17 protein-coding genes are annotated in these 15,994 nt (G+C 61.6%); 4 read left to right on the plus strand and 13 right to left on the minus strand.

Annotation, left to right across the window (positions count from 1 at the left end; translation table 11 throughout):
- Window positions 1–170: 170 nt before the first annotated feature.
- The 7 genes from ACWRN3_RS20705 to ACWRN3_RS20735 form a co-directional block, all read right to left on the minus strand.
- Complete coding sequence (locus ACWRN3_RS20705) at window positions 171–1,268, minus strand: HigA family addiction module antitoxin (protein ID WP_476741756.1); 1,098 nt, start codon at window positions 1,266–1,268, stop codon at window positions 171–173.
- A gap of 13 nt (window positions 1,269–1,281) precedes the next feature.
- On the minus strand, window positions 1,282–1,584 hold the full coding sequence (locus ACWRN3_RS20710) for a hypothetical protein (protein WP_476741757.1): 303 nt from the start codon (window positions 1,582–1,584) through the stop codon (window positions 1,282–1,284).
- Window positions 1,585–2,079: 495 nt separating this feature from the next.
- Window positions 2,080–2,712, minus strand: a complete 633-nt coding sequence (locus ACWRN3_RS20715; RefSeq protein ID WP_476741758.1) for a hypothetical protein — start codon at window positions 2,710–2,712, stop codon at window positions 2,080–2,082.
- A 51-nt stretch (window positions 2,713–2,763) separates the two neighbouring features.
- Window positions 2,764–3,222: a hypothetical protein gene (locus ACWRN3_RS20720; protein ID WP_476741759.1), complete on the minus strand. Its 459-nt coding sequence runs from the start codon at window positions 3,220–3,222 to the stop codon at window positions 2,764–2,766.
- Between the two features lie 479 nt (window positions 3,223–3,701).
- Complete coding sequence (locus tag ACWRN3_RS20725; protein ID WP_476741760.1) at window positions 3,702–4,379, minus strand: hypothetical protein; 678 nt, start codon at window positions 4,377–4,379, stop codon at window positions 3,702–3,704.
- Window positions 4,376–4,996 (minus strand): RNA polymerase sigma factor, encoded by a 621-nt coding sequence (locus tag ACWRN3_RS20730; RefSeq protein ID WP_476741761.1) that lies wholly within the window; start codon window positions 4,994–4,996, stop codon window positions 4,376–4,378. The genes ACWRN3_RS20725 and ACWRN3_RS20730 overlap by 4 nt, the downstream gene beginning before the upstream one ends.
- Window positions 4,997–5,116: 120 nt before the next feature.
- Entirely contained in the window at window positions 5,117–5,443 is a 327-nt protein-coding gene (locus ACWRN3_RS20735; protein WP_476741762.1) for a DUF6572 domain-containing protein, read from the minus strand.
- 179 nt (window positions 5,444–5,622) lie between these two features.
- On the opposite strand from ACWRN3_RS20735, the gene ACWRN3_RS20740 reads away from it, so the two are divergent.
- Window positions 5,623–5,892: a hypothetical protein gene (locus tag ACWRN3_RS20740; RefSeq protein ID WP_476741763.1), complete on the plus strand. Its 270-nt coding sequence runs from the start codon at window positions 5,623–5,625 to the stop codon at window positions 5,890–5,892.
- A gap of 58 nt (window positions 5,893–5,950) precedes the next feature.
- Here the strand turns inward: ACWRN3_RS20740 and ACWRN3_RS20745 are convergent, their stop codons facing one another.
- The 5 genes from ACWRN3_RS20745 to ACWRN3_RS20765 are packed head-to-tail and all read right to left on the minus strand — an operon-like array spanning window position 5,951 to window position 11,109.
- A complete protein-coding gene (locus ACWRN3_RS20745) occupies window positions 5,951–6,580 on the minus strand; it encodes a hypothetical protein (RefSeq protein ID WP_476741764.1) in 630 nt (209 codons plus the stop codon).
- The gene (locus tag ACWRN3_RS20750) at window positions 6,577–9,288 is read right to left on the minus strand and encodes a tyrosine-type recombinase/integrase (RefSeq protein ID WP_476741765.1); all 2,712 of its coding nucleotides are present in this window, start codon (window positions 9,286–9,288) and stop codon (window positions 6,577–6,579) included. The genes ACWRN3_RS20745 and ACWRN3_RS20750 overlap by 4 nt, the downstream gene beginning before the upstream one ends.
- On the minus strand, window positions 9,285–10,478 hold the full coding sequence (locus ACWRN3_RS20755; protein WP_476741766.1) for a tyrosine-type recombinase/integrase: 1,194 nt from the start codon (window positions 10,476–10,478) through the stop codon (window positions 9,285–9,287). The genes ACWRN3_RS20750 and ACWRN3_RS20755 overlap by 4 nt, the downstream gene beginning before the upstream one ends.
- A 48-nt stretch (window positions 10,479–10,526) precedes the next feature.
- Window positions 10,527–10,796, minus strand: coding sequence for a hypothetical protein (locus ACWRN3_RS20760; protein ID WP_476741767.1), 270 nt, complete (start codon window positions 10,794–10,796; stop codon window positions 10,527–10,529).
- Complete coding sequence (locus tag ACWRN3_RS20765; RefSeq protein WP_347886743.1) at window positions 10,777–11,109, minus strand: hypothetical protein; 333 nt, start codon at window positions 11,107–11,109, stop codon at window positions 10,777–10,779. The genes ACWRN3_RS20760 and ACWRN3_RS20765 overlap by 20 nt, the downstream gene beginning before the upstream one ends.
- 476 nt (window positions 11,110–11,585) lie before the next feature.
- Between ACWRN3_RS20765 and ACWRN3_RS20770 the strand changes: the two genes are divergently transcribed.
- Together ACWRN3_RS20770 and ACWRN3_RS20775 are read left to right on the plus strand one after the other, a co-directional pair.
- The gene (locus ACWRN3_RS20770; RefSeq protein ID WP_165838024.1) at window positions 11,586–11,735 is read left to right on the plus strand and encodes a hypothetical protein; all 150 of its coding nucleotides are present in this window, start codon (window positions 11,586–11,588) and stop codon (window positions 11,733–11,735) included.
- Between the two features lie 510 nt (window positions 11,736–12,245).
- Complete coding sequence (locus ACWRN3_RS20775; protein ID WP_476741768.1) at window positions 12,246–12,998, plus strand: MerR family transcriptional regulator; 753 nt, start codon at window positions 12,246–12,248, stop codon at window positions 12,996–12,998.
- Between the two features lie 194 nt (window positions 12,999–13,192).
- Here ACWRN3_RS20775 and ACWRN3_RS20780 read toward each other — a convergent pair whose 3' ends face one another.
- Window positions 13,193–14,410: an IS110 family RNA-guided transposase gene (locus tag ACWRN3_RS20780; RefSeq protein WP_476741769.1), complete on the minus strand. Its 1,218-nt coding sequence runs from the start codon at window positions 14,408–14,410 to the stop codon at window positions 13,193–13,195.
- A gap of 518 nt (window positions 14,411–14,928) precedes the next feature.
- Between ACWRN3_RS20780 and ACWRN3_RS20785 the strand changes: the two genes are divergently transcribed.
- On the plus strand, window positions 14,929–15,994 hold a 1,066-nt coding region (locus ACWRN3_RS20785), incomplete at its 3' end, for a ParB/RepB/Spo0J family partition protein (protein ID WP_476741770.1).

Below are 15,994 nucleotides of genomic sequence, written 5' to 3' on the forward strand. Positions count from 1 at the left end.
TTCGAGGCTGGCTAGACACCAGGGCCTCCTGGTCGAGCCGAGGTGCACGCCCACATCATGGCCCTACAATTGCCGAGTCTAGATTATGCAGGCGCTCGGGCTCACCCTGAAAAGACACCAGGTAGCTTGGTCGACTGCTACCATCGCGGGGCAGCGCCTTCGTGCCCTTTCTAGGGTGTGAAGGTGCCGGCGAGATCCACACATAGTTGATTACCGAAGCGGTAGTCCAGCATTCTGCGTCGGTGCATCTGATGTACTGCCACGCCCGGCGAGATGCCGAGTTGCCTCGCCGTGTCCGCGATCTCACGGTCGCGGGTCAGACCGACGAATGGTTCAATGCCGGCCTCGCCGAAGAGGAGATCCATGGCGAACTTGTTGGCTGCCTTTTCTGCGGCGCCATTGCGCTTCTTCTCAGTGCTGTACTCAAGGTGCATCTCGCCTCTGGGATCATTGAGTACGTGTCCGAGCTCGTGGAAGAGCGCCCAGATGACGAAGCCATCTTTACCCCAACGTCCCGTCTGTTGGATGACCGGCACTCGCTTGTCGATCCAGCGGGTCATGCCCAGCAGCGGAAACTTTTTTGGCGGCTCGACCACCATGAAGACCACACCGACACCGACGAGCATGTCCGCGATGTCCCTTAGCATCATGGAATCGGGCATAGCGGCTCTTGACCGTAGCCGTGGGAGTGCCTCCCGTAGCTGATCCGCATCGTAGACGAAGCCACGGCCACGTTCGAACGGCTCGGCGAGCTCCGCCGCGCGCAGCCAGGTCGTCAGGACCGTCGAGTCGATCTTAGAGCCGGACTCCTTCAATGCGGCAAGGGCGTAATCCCCAGTGGATGCTGCCTCATGAAGATGGGCGTACGCCTCCCATGTCCCGCATCTGTGGAACGCCAGAAAGTCAGAGACGAGTGCGCCGGGAGTCCGTATCGTGGCCTTCGTTGCCCCGAGGCTCCGGAGATAGGAGACGGCGTTCGGGTCGATTTTGTCGACGTGATCCGCTAGGTTTTCCTGGTCGGCGACGCGTGCGAGATCGGCCCGGTATGCGGCCTCATAGCGGAGCCACGAGTTGGCTGGGATACCAACGACACGTTCCAAACGGATGGCGGTGTCACTGGTGATCGGTGCGCGCCCGTTAACTATTTCGTTGACCTGCTTACGGCTACATCCCAGTAATTCAGCGACCTTCTGCTGGGACAAGCCCTGATCTTCGATCCATTCCTCGAGGTACTCGCCTGGAGCAACGGCATAGTTGGTGGCGGTCATGACTTCTCCTCTCTCAGTGGTAGTCGTCGATTTTGATTACAGTCACTGTCACTGCGCACAGCGGATTTTCAGAATCCTCAGGGCGGACCAGGAGCCGAAAGTTTGCGCTCAGCTTTCCCGCCCACAAGCCGTCCAGATTTGCTCCTAGAGGATGCCAGTTGCCAAGAGGGTCGTGTATGGGTAGCTCTCCGATGGACTCGGCCGTCTCCAGAGCTTTGATGCGCAGTTTGAGTTTGCCAGCAACGTCTTCGCGCTTCTTACGCATCTCCCGTTCGTCCGTACACAGCTTCTCGAACTTCTTGTCCTCGTATAGCACTTCCAAACAGGTGTCACCGATCTCGTTACAGTCTAGCGCATCTACTAGGAATATCGTACCCGCCGGAGCGCAGGATTCCCGATGTTCGTTGTGAATCTGGGTGCAGACCGAGCTGCCACCAACCCCTCCTGACTCAGGCAGCGGCAACCCCCGCATCAGTGATGCCAGCCAGCAGCCACTGCTCCGACAGGGGGTCCCTGCGCAGCTCGAAGGTGCGCAGCGCGGAGGTTGAGGTCAGCCGGATTATCTCCCCTCATAGTTCATTTGTGCTGGTCAGCGGGGGACAGTCGCCGAGCCACGTTAGCCACGTATGTTTTAGATCCTCGCAGATCGGTAGCCATGTCAAAGCGGAGAGTTCCTCCCCGCACGATGACTACCTCTAAGGAAGCGGATGCTCACGTGGCAGCAGACCATCTGGTAACCCCAGGGATTCAAGACACGTCGGCTCGGAGCAGGATCAGCTGAGATCGCCAGCTCGGGTCAAGGACACCATTACTACTTCGCGAGGCGCTTTAGTCGTGCAAGGATCTGGTGTTCCGCGTCAACGACGCCCACTGTTTTGTGACGCGGGAACACAGGCCCTCGATCAGCCAACTCCAGCGCCCGGCGTGCAGCCTCGACTGCGGTTTGCCGGTCTCCAGTCTTGTCTGCAAGGTCGATCACTGCGAGGTTCCACCGGAAGTGGGCGCTGGGAAATGGAATGCGCGCCACCTCCGGCCATTGGACCAGTAACTCCGCGGCTTCTTCGACGGCCTTCCCATCGCCCCGCCGTATCAGGAGTTCGGCAAGCTTGATGTGCTGCGTCATCGTTGTGCTCTTCAGCGCTGGATTGTCATTGAGCAGGCGCCGATAGTAATACTCCGAGAGCGTCGGGTCATCGTCAACGTACGAGTCCCCCAGGTGCTCCAGAGTTGTGAAGCCCTCCATCGTGGAGAACTCTCCGTCATCCGAGAGCACGCGCGTCCAGAGCTCTCTGGCCCCGCCGACTTCGCCGGCGTCGCGCAGGGCCAGCCCCTTGATACGCAGATACTGCGCACGGTTGTATTTGCGGGACTTGGCGAGGCGTGCCTCGAACGCGGCGCGGTCCGCTTCGCTCCAGCCTGGGGACCGAAACCACTCATCTTCCATGACGAAGATTGTTCCAGAGGACCTGCCGGCTGCTTGGATCCCCGGCCTGCGTCATCTTTCGCTGTCCACTAGATGCTGTGCGAACTGGAGAAGCTCCGCGGCCGTTTGCTCGCGTTGCTCCGGCATCTCATCCCAGAGAATCAAGAGATACAAGAGCTCATTCAGCTCGCTCGGTTGTCCCAGCGGAAACCAGCCAACCCGGTACATTAGCCTCGACCCAGCCAGGACGTCGATCCGCCCTTTGGCGGTCTCCTCGCCCCAATATCGGAGGAGAAAGCCGGCGGCTTCCTCTGGCTCTTCGCGCTCGATGCCCAGTTCTTCGCGGACTGCGCTCCACAAATCAGCAGCATCAGCCCTGTCTCCCGTCGGAAGTCCTGCCACTTCGCGGAGCGAGGGGCTGTCGTAACCCAGGACCAGCAGCTCAGTGGCGAAGTCAGGCAGCTCATGCGGCGGGGTAATCCCTGTCTGCTCACACAGGAAAATCGCCCGTGCCCTCCGCTGACTATCCACGATGGAACTATATCCAGACAAGACGGCGGCTAGGCGCGCGTCTCCAGGCGCCCCCGATCAAGTGCCCGGGCTACTGGAGTCAGTGCTGCCCAACGTTCCTCCTCGGTGGCCTGCAAGGATGGGGGTAAGTTCTTTTCCGGAAGGCGGCGGCTCCTGGCGCAGGGACGCAGGGTCCCGGCGAGGTATTCCACAGCTGCGAGCATCAGCGCGGGAGTGGTGCCGCTCGGGCCCTGAGGCCATACAGCATGTGCTTGCCCGGACTCGTGTAGCTCGCCAGCCCTGAAGGCGATGTCTACGGCCTGCTCTGCCGTTAACTCCACGGCGCGCGCCGCGAGATGAGGCTCGCCTAGCCGCCACAGTTCCCGCGCAATAGACAACGGCGGACTCGTGATCGTGAAGGATCCCATAGATCAATACTCTCGCAAAGGACTCTCATGACTGGCGGGACAGACAGCCGCCAATCTTACGTGAACACTCTGCTATTCCTCGAGCGTGGGGATGCCGAGGTGGGCGCAGATTTCGGGTCCGCCAGGGATGACTGCGACGTTGTTATCGACGACGCACGCGGTCAATTGCGGGACGTAGTGGCCAATGAGCTTGTTCGACCCGGCAGGGCCGCCGAGCGGATTCCCGTACTTGTCGGTGGGCATGCCGCCGTTGGCGCTGGACTGCCCGGGGTCTGCCGTCGGCGTGGTGTGGACGAAACCCGGAGGGACGAGGTCGTCGGTGATGCCCTGGGGATTCATCAGTCCCAGGTCCCAGCTGCGGCCGCACTGGAGGATGGGGTCGGTGATCTGTTGCATTCCTGCGTTCGGATCGCCGGGGCTCGGGTTGTTCTTCGCGTCGAAGCCTGTCACGAAGATCCCCGTGGTGATGTACGGGGGCATGATGACTTTGGGATCTGCTTTGACGGGGTAGGTAGTGGTGAGGTCGGCGCGATAATAGCAGCGGATGTCGCGCTTGTCGTTCACCGGGGCAAGGGCCGTGTAGACCCCGGCCGCGGTGGTTCCAGCTATTGCGGTGCCGGCAACAGCGATCACGACGGGAAGGGCAAGCCATTTGCGTGATCGCCTCGGAGTGCGGCGTGCTTCCTGGACGAGCAGGTTTCGGACACGGTCTTTGGTGTCCTTGGGGTACGTCACTTCGGTCAGGTTCATGACAGCCTCGCTTCAACGATCGTGGTGTCCAACTCTTCGACGGGCACTGGCGTTTGCTTCATCAGGCCCAGTTTGGACCTTGCGCGGTGCAGTCTGGATTTCACTGTCCCGGCCCGTATACCGAGGGCCTTGGCTGCCTCTTCCTGGCTGATCCCGTTCATCAGGCACAGGATCACCACGTCCCGTTCCCCGGCGTGCAGTCCTGCGGTTGTGTCGAGCAGTTCGCGGACTTCACGCTCCGCGTCCACCCTGGACGTCACCGCTTCGGCATGGTCTGCTTCATGTCCGCCGTGCCGGGGATCCGAATGCGGCAGCCTGGTCAGGAAATCGGCATACCGCCCCGATGCTCTTGCCCTGTTGCGGTCTGCGTTTGTGGCGACCCCGAGCAGCCAGGGGAGGAGGCTGTCTCTCTCGGGTCTGAGCTTGTGTCGTTGCCGCCATGCCTCCAGAAAGGTGATCGAGACGAGCTCCTCGGCGTCATGCCAGGATCCGCAGCGGGAGAGACAGTACCGGAAGACCGCGTCGGCGTGCCGGTTGAACAGGACGCCAAAAGCGTCAGCATTGCCTGCTGTGCACGCGCGCCACAGGTCTTCATCGGTGTCCTCCATATGCCTCATACCTTGTAGTGTCCGCAGGCCCGGAAAAGGTTCCCGGTCGTGAGAATGTTTTCGCAGCCCCGATACCCGGGGGTCGGGCGGTGTCTCCTTGCCTGTGAGGGGCGATCCATGAAGCGTTGTTCAGCCAAGGCGGTTTACGGCGAAGCGGATGCCGTAATGCCGGAGTCCTTCGGATGCCAAGTCAATGAGTTCCTGAACTTCCGCAGGGGCCGTACTGACGCAATCAAGTTGGATGCATACAGGACGTCCAGCAGCATCTGGGTATGAGTGCAGGAGGCCCTCATCGAGGACGAACATGGCGTAATTGTTGATCTTTTCCCTCAGCTGTTCTAGCTGTTCCGCAGCGCCTGTCCAAGGACGCTCTTCGACCATGATCAACTTGTATTCATCCTGCACGGGATCGTGCGTCACGAGATCGATCACGTTCGGTTCGTGGATTCCGGGCAAGGCAGGCTCCTATTGGGTGAAGACGGCAGGACAGCGTATCGGCTCATTTGATCATCACTCAGGAGAGTCGAAGGCAACGCTAGCCTCGCCCGGGACCGACTCCCTGCCGGTCTGCGCCGGCGACCGGTCTTTCCTTCGTCGCGTACGCTCGCTTTCATGGAGAACGCAAAGGGCCCAAGATGAGTACCGATTTTGAGGCAAGAGGACCTAATGCAATCGCGTCTAAGGACGGCGAACTCCATATCGCTCGCGTGGGTTTATCTGTGAGCTTTCGTGGACACAAATATGAGATTGACTCAGAAATGCTGGCTCCTCCTATGAGCATAGCCATCTATTTCCGGAACAGCTCGGCGGCGAAGGCGGCTGCGGAGGTGCATGAGTTAGAGCAGCTACGGGAATTTGTCCGAGATGCGCTGCAGTTCGGAGGGTTCGATGTTGAGTTTGACTAGCCGCCGTCTTCCTGGAGGACCTTCCTAGATGCGGCCGGCCGCCTCTCGTCCCTGCAACCTAGTGAGTTTGGGTTGGCTCTGAGCTGAGTGATCGGGAACTAGGCGCGGCGCTCCGACCTGTGGGTCGTACCGGCCGGTTTATTTCGGCCATGAGGGAACGATTGACGCGGTGAGCTGCCTCGAGGTCGGATGACAGCGCTTCAGAGTTCTGTCGAAGCTGACGCAGTTCTTGGATGGCGTCACTGGCTTGCTTGGAAAGGATGATGTTCTGATCGGTCAGTTCTTGAACCCGAAGGCTCTGTGAATGGGCGTCGGTGCCGTCAATCTGGTCGCCGAGCAATTCGGAGATGCGGCGCTGGTGCTTCTGCAGCTCGTGACGGAGCCGTTGGTTCTCCTTGCGCAATAGATCACGTTCGACGGGCCCAACTCCGGCAGTGGATTTCGCTGTTTCCTCGGACGAACCTCTGAATTGCACGGACTGCGCTTTTCTTACGTGCTCCAGGAGTGGTTTCTGGCGGACGAGCCAGGGGCTGACGCCGGCACGGCGCGCAACATCGGCCACGCTGATGGGCGTGTTTGTTCGTGTCATCGCATCGATTGTTGCCAGGACTGCCTGCCTTTTGGCTTTGCTGACTTTCTTTCGGTGCTGCACCATTGCAGCCGTTTTCGAGCCTGAGTGGGTTCTCATTCCTCGTCCTCGAGTACGCGGGTTTTGACCTTGAGGCTTCCGACTGGGATGAAGGGTTTCTCGACGGCGGTCGGGACACTGGAACGGAGCCGGCGCAGTACGGCGGAGGCTTCCGCGAGGGACTCCCTTTCGCTGCCGGGCAATTCGGCCAGCCGCGTTTCCTGCGCAGCGATGAGGGCGGTGAACGCTTCGATCTCGTTCCGGGTGTCAGTGATGAGTGAGGGTCGAAGGTTCTGCGCGACCTGCCAGGCGAGGTCTTCTTTCATCCGTTCCCGATGCGCCTTGAGGTCTGGGAGATGGGAAGGGTCAGATCTGAAGAAAGTGCAGCCGCCGCATTGAAAACGTGCGGGGCATGCTTTGCCCGCTGCTTTGATGTTGGTCGGTTCGGTGCAGTTGCCGAACGGTACTGCGACCGCGGCCATGGAGTAGAGGTCTTCGGTAACGGGGGAGTGGGCGCCCAGAGCGTCGAAGGAAAGCCTTTTGACGGACTCGATGGCTTTGCGTTTTCGTGCGTTGGTCACTGTGTAGTACTGGGCAGTCGTGTCAGCGGACCGGTGGTCCATGAGGCGGCGGAGGGTTTCCTGTGGGACGCCTGCGTCGGCCAGTCGTTGGCAGTAGGAGTGGCGGAACGCATAGGCGAAAACACTGGTCTTGCAGAACGGCGTTCCTGTGCCGGGGCCGTTATTGGGGCCTGGCAGGTCCGGAAGATCGAGGTCGATCCAGTCCCGGAGCCGTTTGTTGAACCACGTTGTCTTGAGGTGTTTGTCCCGGGCCCTGGGACGGAACGTGGGAAAAAGCCAGTCGTGCTGCCCGGGCGGCATCGCGGTGATGTGTTGATCCCGGACAGTAAACCAGGTCTCCAGGGCTTGGGCGGTTTCTGCCCAGATAGGAAGGCGCCTGCCCCTGCGTCTTCCTTTGTCGTTGTGCCAGAGCAGGGTGGCTTGGCCGGTCGTGTCGTAGCTGAGGCAGTCACGGCGGAGACCTGCGGTTTCGCTGGGTCGGCGTCCGGCGTCGCGCAAAAGGGTCAGGTAGCAGGTGAACGCTGCTTTGTAGACGGCGTTGGGGGCAGAGGCTGATGCGGGATTGGAGACTCGTGCGGTGGGCAGCTGCTCGAAGAGGTACTCGATCACGGGTTCGGGAACAGCCCGTCCGGTCTCATCGTCTTCGTCTGCCCCCGGATTGTCTTCGAGGGGGATCTGCAGGTCGTAGTCCAGGGCGAAGGAGAGAGTGGTGTTTTCGAACAGGTCCGAGTTTTTCCGGGCGTAGTCGATCATGCCGGCAAGCGTTGATCCAAGGAGCCGTTTGTAGCTGTTGGGCAGGGGGTGCCCATCGAGCCGGGCAAGACCTGCCAGCGCCTGCGCCAGGACCTTGCCATGTTCTCGTGTGAGGTCGGACGCGTTTGTGGGTGAGGGGAGGTTCCGCGCCGCGCACCGGACGACAAAGTCCGTGCAGAGCCGTGCGACGTGAGTGATGAGGGTCGTCGCGGAAGTCTCCGTGGTGGACCGCTCCAAGATCCATAGCTTGGCCATTTGCCGGGCCCATTCCAGGGGTATAGGCCGGAAATCCAGGGCTGCCAAGGAGCGGGCCGACCCGGATCTGTTGGATGACGTCGTCAGAAGACCGAATGGGATGAGGTCTGACCGGAGAAGATCGCCGTTGGTGGACCACGGGACGTAGCGTTCGAGTAATCTGGCCCGCACCACACGGAACATCGACCAGGCATTTACCGAGCGCATGACCTTGCTTTCGGACAGGACCCGGGTGTCCGCGTTGAGGAAGGATTTCGTGGCCTGCGGGAAGTCCATGGCCGAACGGATGAGAGCCCGGGTCGTAATGATATTGATGGGGAAACCAATGCCGTCCTGGTGCTGAAGGGCCCACAGCAGTTCCGTGGCCAATCCGGGGTGCCGCCGGCGCAATGCAGCGAGGTTGAGTTCGCATCCGCCTGTTGTGGGGGAGGGGGCGTGGATTTCCCGGTAGCCGTCGGGTTCCAGCGAGACGACAGCTTCTCGCTCGAGGTGCAAAGTCAGCTCTCCCTGGGTGGCGATCAGCTTTGAATGGCGCCTGCAGAGCCCGATCCGGTTGGCTGCCTGCCGTTTGTAGCCGCACCATGGGACGGCGCAGTATTCCGGTGCCGTAACCGGTTTGGCTTCCTGGGCAGCCACCCAGGCTGCGATGTCTGGCACTGTCCTGACAGGGTGGTGGCCCAGGCATAAGGGAGGCAACCGGTCCTTTTTCTGGTGCCATCGTCGGGGGTTTCCGTCCGTGGCGGCCATGAGGGGCACGCCTAGGCCTTTACTGCGGTTCGTGCAGTTTGCCACTGAGCACAGGATCGGGTCGATGCGGCATGCCCAGTTTGTCTTCTGCAGTTCGGCTGCCTGTTTGACCCAGTCCTCGGCGCTCATGGCGCCCATGCGCTTGGTGTGCCGGATGTAGCGGCCAGTGCAGATGTTGCACAGTCCGCTGCGGCGGGTGAATGAGGGACGGGAGCATCCGGGGAAATTACAGCCGTTGACGAGGGTCCCCAGATGGCCTGGGACTCCGGTGAAGATCCACGTCCTGCTGTCCCATTCGTTCGGGCGCCAATCCTCCCGGATTTCCTGGACCAGCATGTCCTGGAACCGGGAGAGGTCCAACGACGCGTCGACCGGTTCCGTTCGTGCCGGGGCAGGAGCAACATCAGGCGCGGTCTGCCCTGCACCGCTCATCGGTGCCGCTCCGAACCTGGCCGGACACTTTCGATGGCGTCGCGAAGATCTTGGTCGCTGGCATGCTCATACACGTGCTGGGACGAGGGACTGCGGTGCCCGAGCAGTTCCTGGACGTCCGCTCCCGGCACTCCGGCCCGCTTCCAGCGGGTCGCCGCTGTATGCCGTGTCATGTGCGGGTTGACCCGGAGACCGGCGCGCCCTGAGGAGCGGTAGAAAATCTTGACGGCATTGGAGTACTTCATCGCCTCCCCGGCGTGGGACCGGGAGTACAAGTTGACGAAAACCATCGGGCTTGAGTCCACGTCCAGACGGTCGATGCGGTCCTCAGCGTAGAGGTGGTACAGGGTGCAGGCCGCTTCAGTGACGGGGATGCTGCGCGGATTCGCCGACTTTGACAACGCGGCGTTCGGGTTCTGGCGCCGACGGACATGGATGTGAGGGCCGGCGGTCGCGCAGCCGAGGCCGCGGGAGTCATGGAAGAGATGCAGATCCTCCGTCCGCAGGCCCAGTGCTTCGCCGATTCGGAGGCCTGTTTCGAGCATCAGCGCCACCAGGAAGCGGTCACGCCGGTTGGCCATCGCCGACAACAGCGAATGGGCAGAGTGTTCGTCGAGAAGCTTGGGGGCTTCTTCGACTTCCTTGACCCTCACAGCCCTGGCCTTGGATACCTTGCCCGGCAGGAGCCTGTCACCGGAATACCCGTACGCGATTCGCGTCTCATAGAAGCCGGCCGCCGTCTTCTCACTGATCAGATCACTGCGGGCGGCCCACATGTAGAACTGGGTCAGGGCCGCAGCGTACTGATTCATTGTCTTCCCGCTGCGGTAACGCGGCTCACGATATTCGATGTCCGATTCAGTGGCGGGCAACGGAGAAGCAGCGAGTTCCCGGATAAACCGTGAAACGACGGGCACGCCGTCGGCCCAGTTCAACCGGGCCGGACCGAGCCAAGTGAAGAACGCGGCGAGGCGTTGCGCGTACGCCCTCAGGGTATTCGTCGACCGGGAGGAACCAAAGAGGTAGTGAAGGTATGAGCTGGATTCAGGATGTAGTTCGAAGGTGGAAGTGTCCACAACTGCCCACGACGGGCCCCCGGCCTTGTGGATGACCCTGAACGCGATCCAGTGCCGTGGAATCGAGGGGTCCGGGTGGTTGGTCGACGGAAACGTAATCAATGAATGCGCCATGCGGACGTACCTCGTCGGGGTAGATAATCCGTGCGTTCCGAGACGACCCTAGTTCAGAACACACATCCCTGTGAACCCCACCGGAGGGTAGATAAGGCGGACCTGGACCTGCCAGTGTTCGATGCTGACCAGGTCACCGCAGCCCACCGGCGCCCGTTTGGCGGTGTTCCACCAGTCCGAGCGTGTAAACCAGCGCACTGGTTCGGCGGCTACCGCCCAGATCCGGTCGTCATATCTGACGGCCAGGGGAATGCCTTTGGCGGTAAACCGGACCTGCACCGGGACGTCCAGGGGTTTATCACTTGCTGTTCTTGCCACGGGTCCGCTCTCCCAAATTCCTGTTCATCATTTCCTCCCGGCGAGTGACCGCCGAACTCCACACCCAGGTCCGGTACGTGACCGGCCCGTCCTTCCACGTCACTTCGGCCGCCCTCGCTGTCCAGGCAAAGACCTCGCCGTCCACCAGCTCCGCGCAATTCGGGAACCGGATCCACGCCTTCACCGGGATCCCCGGATATCCGTTCTTGACCGGGAAGTGCTCGAAATCGAGCTCTTCCACGGTCAACCCGATTGGGCCGGCCCGCCGCGCGTACTGCGCCTGCAGCGCGGCCGCAAAACTCTCGGAGGACATAGCACAACCTTAGGACATATATTCGAATAGACACGCCAAAGAACGGCGGCCATGGTGCTGGCCGCCGGCTCCCATCATGGGCGAGGGGTACGACAACGAGGCCCCGGGTCTTACCCAGTGGGGACAGCTTTGAGCTGTGCGGAGGGCTCCACCTGCCCGCCAATGGGCATAACCCGGAGGCCAAGAGCCCTGGGCTTGCGCTGCGCTGCACCCAGGAGATGGTCCTTCGCTGCGCTCCGGCCTGTAAATGCTTGTTTTTCCCTTACATCTGGCTGGGTTGTTCTCCGTACAAGGCCGCTCATCGTAGCCGGCCGGGGGCCCGACCCATCAACCCACGTACACGGACAATCCCACGCGGTCGCCAGGGCTCCCTTATTTCGCGGGCTTCCCCGCGCACTCTTCGGGGTTGACGGCCCACCCTCGACCGGCCGCGACAGCGGGGGCCTCGCACGGCGGGGCAGGAAGGAGGTGGCTACATGAGCATCGACGAAGCGATCAAGCTCGCGACAGCGGTCGTGAGCTTGATGACAGCTGTCATCGCTCTGCTCTCCACGCGGAACGCGCTCTTAACGAGCAAACGCTCCCGAGCGGCAACTCGGAAGCGTAAGCGTAAAGCAAGGAAGTAGGTGTAGCTACGAACCCGGTGGTCGTAACCGCAAGGCTGCGGCCACCGGCTCCTTCCCAGACTAAGTCCTGTTCAACGATAAGGAAACCATAATGGAGCCTCTGACCATCATCAACTTCGTGCTCTCCCTGGCGGCACTTGGCGCTTCCATCACCGCCTACCGCGCCACCGCCAAGACCCGGAAGGACCAGGAAACGTAAAACGGGCGAGAGGCGGGCCGCAGTCCGTGGGTCCGCCTCTCGGCACTGCACGCCTGAAGCCAGGCGCGGGGAGCAAAGCGCCCTATTGGGGACGCCCTGGTTTCCGCTGCGCTTCAACCAGTTTGTTGGGCGTCCGCTGGCGCGGCCGGCTGTTGGGTCCAGGATGCACCGTCGCAGAGCTCCGGACCCCCTGAACCTGCCTTGTCTACGACGATGCTCCTATAGGCGTCAAATTGGTTTGGCGGTTCTATCAGGACCCAACGCGCACGGAGCTTGATCCTGACGCTGCGTCAGGTCCTAGGCTGGGAAACATGTTGGAGACCGGTGGGCAGTTGTGGAGCATTGGCGAACTGGCCACGTTGTGCGGGGTCACTGTGCGGACCTTGCACCACTACGACCAGATCGGACTATTACGCGCGACAGGGCGAACCGACTCCGGGCACCGGCGGTATTCGGAGGAAGATGTCCGCCACCTCTACCGCATCAGGGCGCTACGGGCGCTGGGCCTGTCTCTGGAGCAGGTCCGCGAGGTCCTGGCGTCATCGCCGAACGACGTCGGCGCCGTGCGGCAATTGTTCACCGCCCAGTTGTCCGCGCTACAGGACCAAGCGGAACAGGCGCGGCGCCTCCAGCACCAGATCCGAGCCCTGCTGGACAACATGGGCAGCACCATGCCGGGGGTGGATCACTTCATATCAATTCTGGAAGGGATGACCATGTACGAGAAGTACTTCACAGAGGAACAGCGCACCGAACTGGCGCAACGCCGAGCTGAACTCGGTCCAGCTGTCGTCGACGATGCTAAGGCCACGTTTGCAAGCCTGGTCGAAGAAGGCCTGGGCTATCTGTCGGCAAATACGCCTGTGGACGACCCCGCGGCACGGGACTTTGCGAGGCGTTGGGATGGCCTCGGTTCCCAGTTCCACAGCAGTGACGCGACCAAGACTGCGGCGCGGAGCATGTGGCAGGACAACAGCCCAGAGCTGAGCGCCAGGCTGCCATGGCCCGCGGACCGGCTCCAGGAATTAGTGACGTATCTCCAGAGGGTCCGGGACGCTGGCTAGAGCGGGCACTCTGGCTGGGAATTCATCTGTCCTAGAAATCCAGCTGTCTTTTTCAAATGGCTGACGGGTGAATATGGCGTACGTCCTGTTTTCATTTGCCCCGCAGGGAGTATTTGTTGGACTCTCGACGTTCCTGGGCCTAATGGTCTGGCATGCGTGGCAGCGCCGGGGCGGCTAGCCCAGGAGACATGGGCCTAGGCTACTTTTTGCTCGATGAGCCATTGTCGGTAGGTCGCCGCCAGGTCGTCGTTACGGATGTGCCCGCGTTCCAGACGCGAAATGATGGAGACCCATTGGCCGAGTTCGCCGGCGACGGTCGTGATGGTGAGCCCGAGTTCTGTCCGCATGTGGCGGAGGTCGGAGTTGTTGGGCGCCGGCCGGGGGTTAGTGATCTGGCGGTAGATCTCTCTCGCTGCGTAGCGTTTGAGGCAGCGCATGATTTCGCGCTTGCCCTTTCCCTCGGTCGTCCGTTTGACCACGTAATCCTTGGTCCGTTGGCACGATCCCATGCGGACCAGGACTACCTGGTGCAAGGCGTTGTTGGCGCTACGGTCCCCGCCTCTACTGAGCCGGTGGCGGGTTGTCTTGCCGGATGAGGCTGGTACCGGGGCGACCCCGACAAGCGAAGCGAACTGGGCTTCGTTCCCCAGACGGTCCGGGTTGTCCCCGACGGTGATCAACAGCTGGCTGGCTACTTCGGTCCCGACTCCTGGGAGATCACAAAGCATCGGAGCATAGCTGTCCAGGACTTCCTTTAATGCCGCGTCAGCAGCCTCGATTTCAGTTCCTAAGGCCTGGCACCGGGCTGCCAACGCCTTGAGCGTCAGAACAGTTACGTACTCGGGGTCCGCCAGATGTCCCGAAGGTCTCGTGCGCTGCAGGGCAGTAATCAGCGCGGACGTGGGTAGCGCCCGGTATTTCGCCCGGACTTTGTCAGGGGCCGAAACGAGGAGCGCCTTGATCTGGTTGATGGCCGCGGTCCGGGCCTTGATGGCTGATGCACGCCCCGAACGTAGGATCCGCAGACATTCGACGGGGCCGTCCTTGGCCTTCGGGATCGCCTTCGTCCGCCCCTCGAGTACAGACTTAGCGGCCTGGTAGGCGTCCAGCGGGTCGGACTTCCCCTTAAGTCGCCGGGCGGCCCGGTTCGGGCGGTTTACCTCCAGCACGGAGAGCCCTTCACCGCGGAGGGTTCTGGCGAGCTCGGCGCCGTATGATCCTGTTCCTTCGACACCGACGGCTATAGCTGTGCCGTGGGAGGTGATGAACTCGATGATTTTCCGGTATCCCGATCCCACGGCCAGGAATTCCTTGTCCGCAAGGGGTTTGCCGTGTTCATTGATGACGGCTACGTGGTGTGTGTCAGCGTGGGTGTCGATACCCGCGATGACGTTTGTTGGTTCGCTTGCCAAGATGGAAATTGCCCCTCAGTCGCGTCGAATGCTGATTGATCGGGCGCGGGCCAGGTGGGCAGACAAAACGGTAATGGGACTGGTCGTATCAGGCTCCTATGAGGTCATGTCCGCCTGGCTCGACACCCCTTCTTAACGGACCTTGAGCCGGCGGACAGATCGTCGGGAAGACAGTGCCGCCTGGTACGTCAATTTTTGGCTGGGTCACGCCGACTCAAGGACTGTTCCAGTATTACCGTTTTTGGCTGCTGTCCTTCGGATTGTACGTGCCCGTTCGGGCCCCTCTAGCCCCTGTCGTTCCTCCCGGGGCCTGCGCCCCGGAAAGTCTTCTCCGGCGCTCCTTCGTCGCTTATTTCCTTTCGAAGATTTCCCGGGTCTTGCCCTGCGGGTAGACGGGCCTGCACGTGCACAGCTCCGCAAGCTTCGCCAGCAGCCAAAAACAACGGGGGGAGAGGGGAGCTGGCCGGTCACCTGAGCCGCCCCACCCACCCAACTTCTCGGCAAGAAGGAGCAACACCATGAACGCAACACCCACGCTTGAAATGCTCGACCCGGCAGCCCTGACCGTGGACATCAACGTCCGCAAGGACGCCGCCCTGACCGCTGACTTCGTCGCCAGCATCAAGGAACACGGCGTGATGGAACCCGTGATCGCCCACCGCAAGGACGACGGAACCGTCCACGTCCTGATGGGCCAGCGCCGCACCCGCGCCGCCGTCGAAGCCGCCCGGCCCCTGATTCCGGTCATGATCATCGAGTCCCCCGAGGAAGCCGAACGCATCGTCACGCAGGTAGTGGAGAACATCCAGCGCGCCGAACTCACCGAAGCCGACGAAGCGGACGCCTACCACCAGCTGTCCCTGATCGGCGTCTCCGCCGCCGCGATCGCCAAAAAGACCGGACGGACCAAGACCACCGTCGAGTCAGCCCTCAAAGCCAAGTCCACCGAGACCGGAGCCGCCGCCCTGGGCAAGGGATACACCATCGAAGAAGCCCTGATTCTGGCCGAATTTGAGGCGGACGAGGACGCGACGGCCGAACTGGAATCGGTCATCATGGACGAACCCGACATGCTCCTGCACGTCACCCAGCAGCTGCGCGACAAGCGCGACCGCGCCGCCGCGCTGGCCGCACTCACCGCCGAACTGGAAGCCGCCGGAACCATCGTGGTTCCCGAATGCGGGTACGGGGAGGACAGCGAAACCCTCCGCGTTACCTCGCTGAAAAGGGCAGATGGGGAACCGGCCACCGACGAGGACGGCAACGCCGTCTACATCGAGACCGGCTACCGCGGCGAGCACTCCGCCGTCCCCGTCGTGACCGGCTGGAAAGACCTTGGCTTCACACTCCGCTACTACGGCGGCTACGGCACCTCTTCGGCCCCCAAAGGCCCCATGACCGAGGAACAGAAAGCCGAACGGAAGACCCTGATCGAGAACAACAAGCTGATGCAGTCAGTCCTGTTAACTGAACTTCATCGTAGAGTCTGGATCAGGGTTCTCCGGAGAGGTGGTTCTCGTGGACGAAGTGCGGCTCAAACTACTCGAGGGACAGATTGGCCTTATGGCGATAGGCGTAGTGGTC

The organism is Pseudarthrobacter sp. rb, from assembly GCF_056389225.1.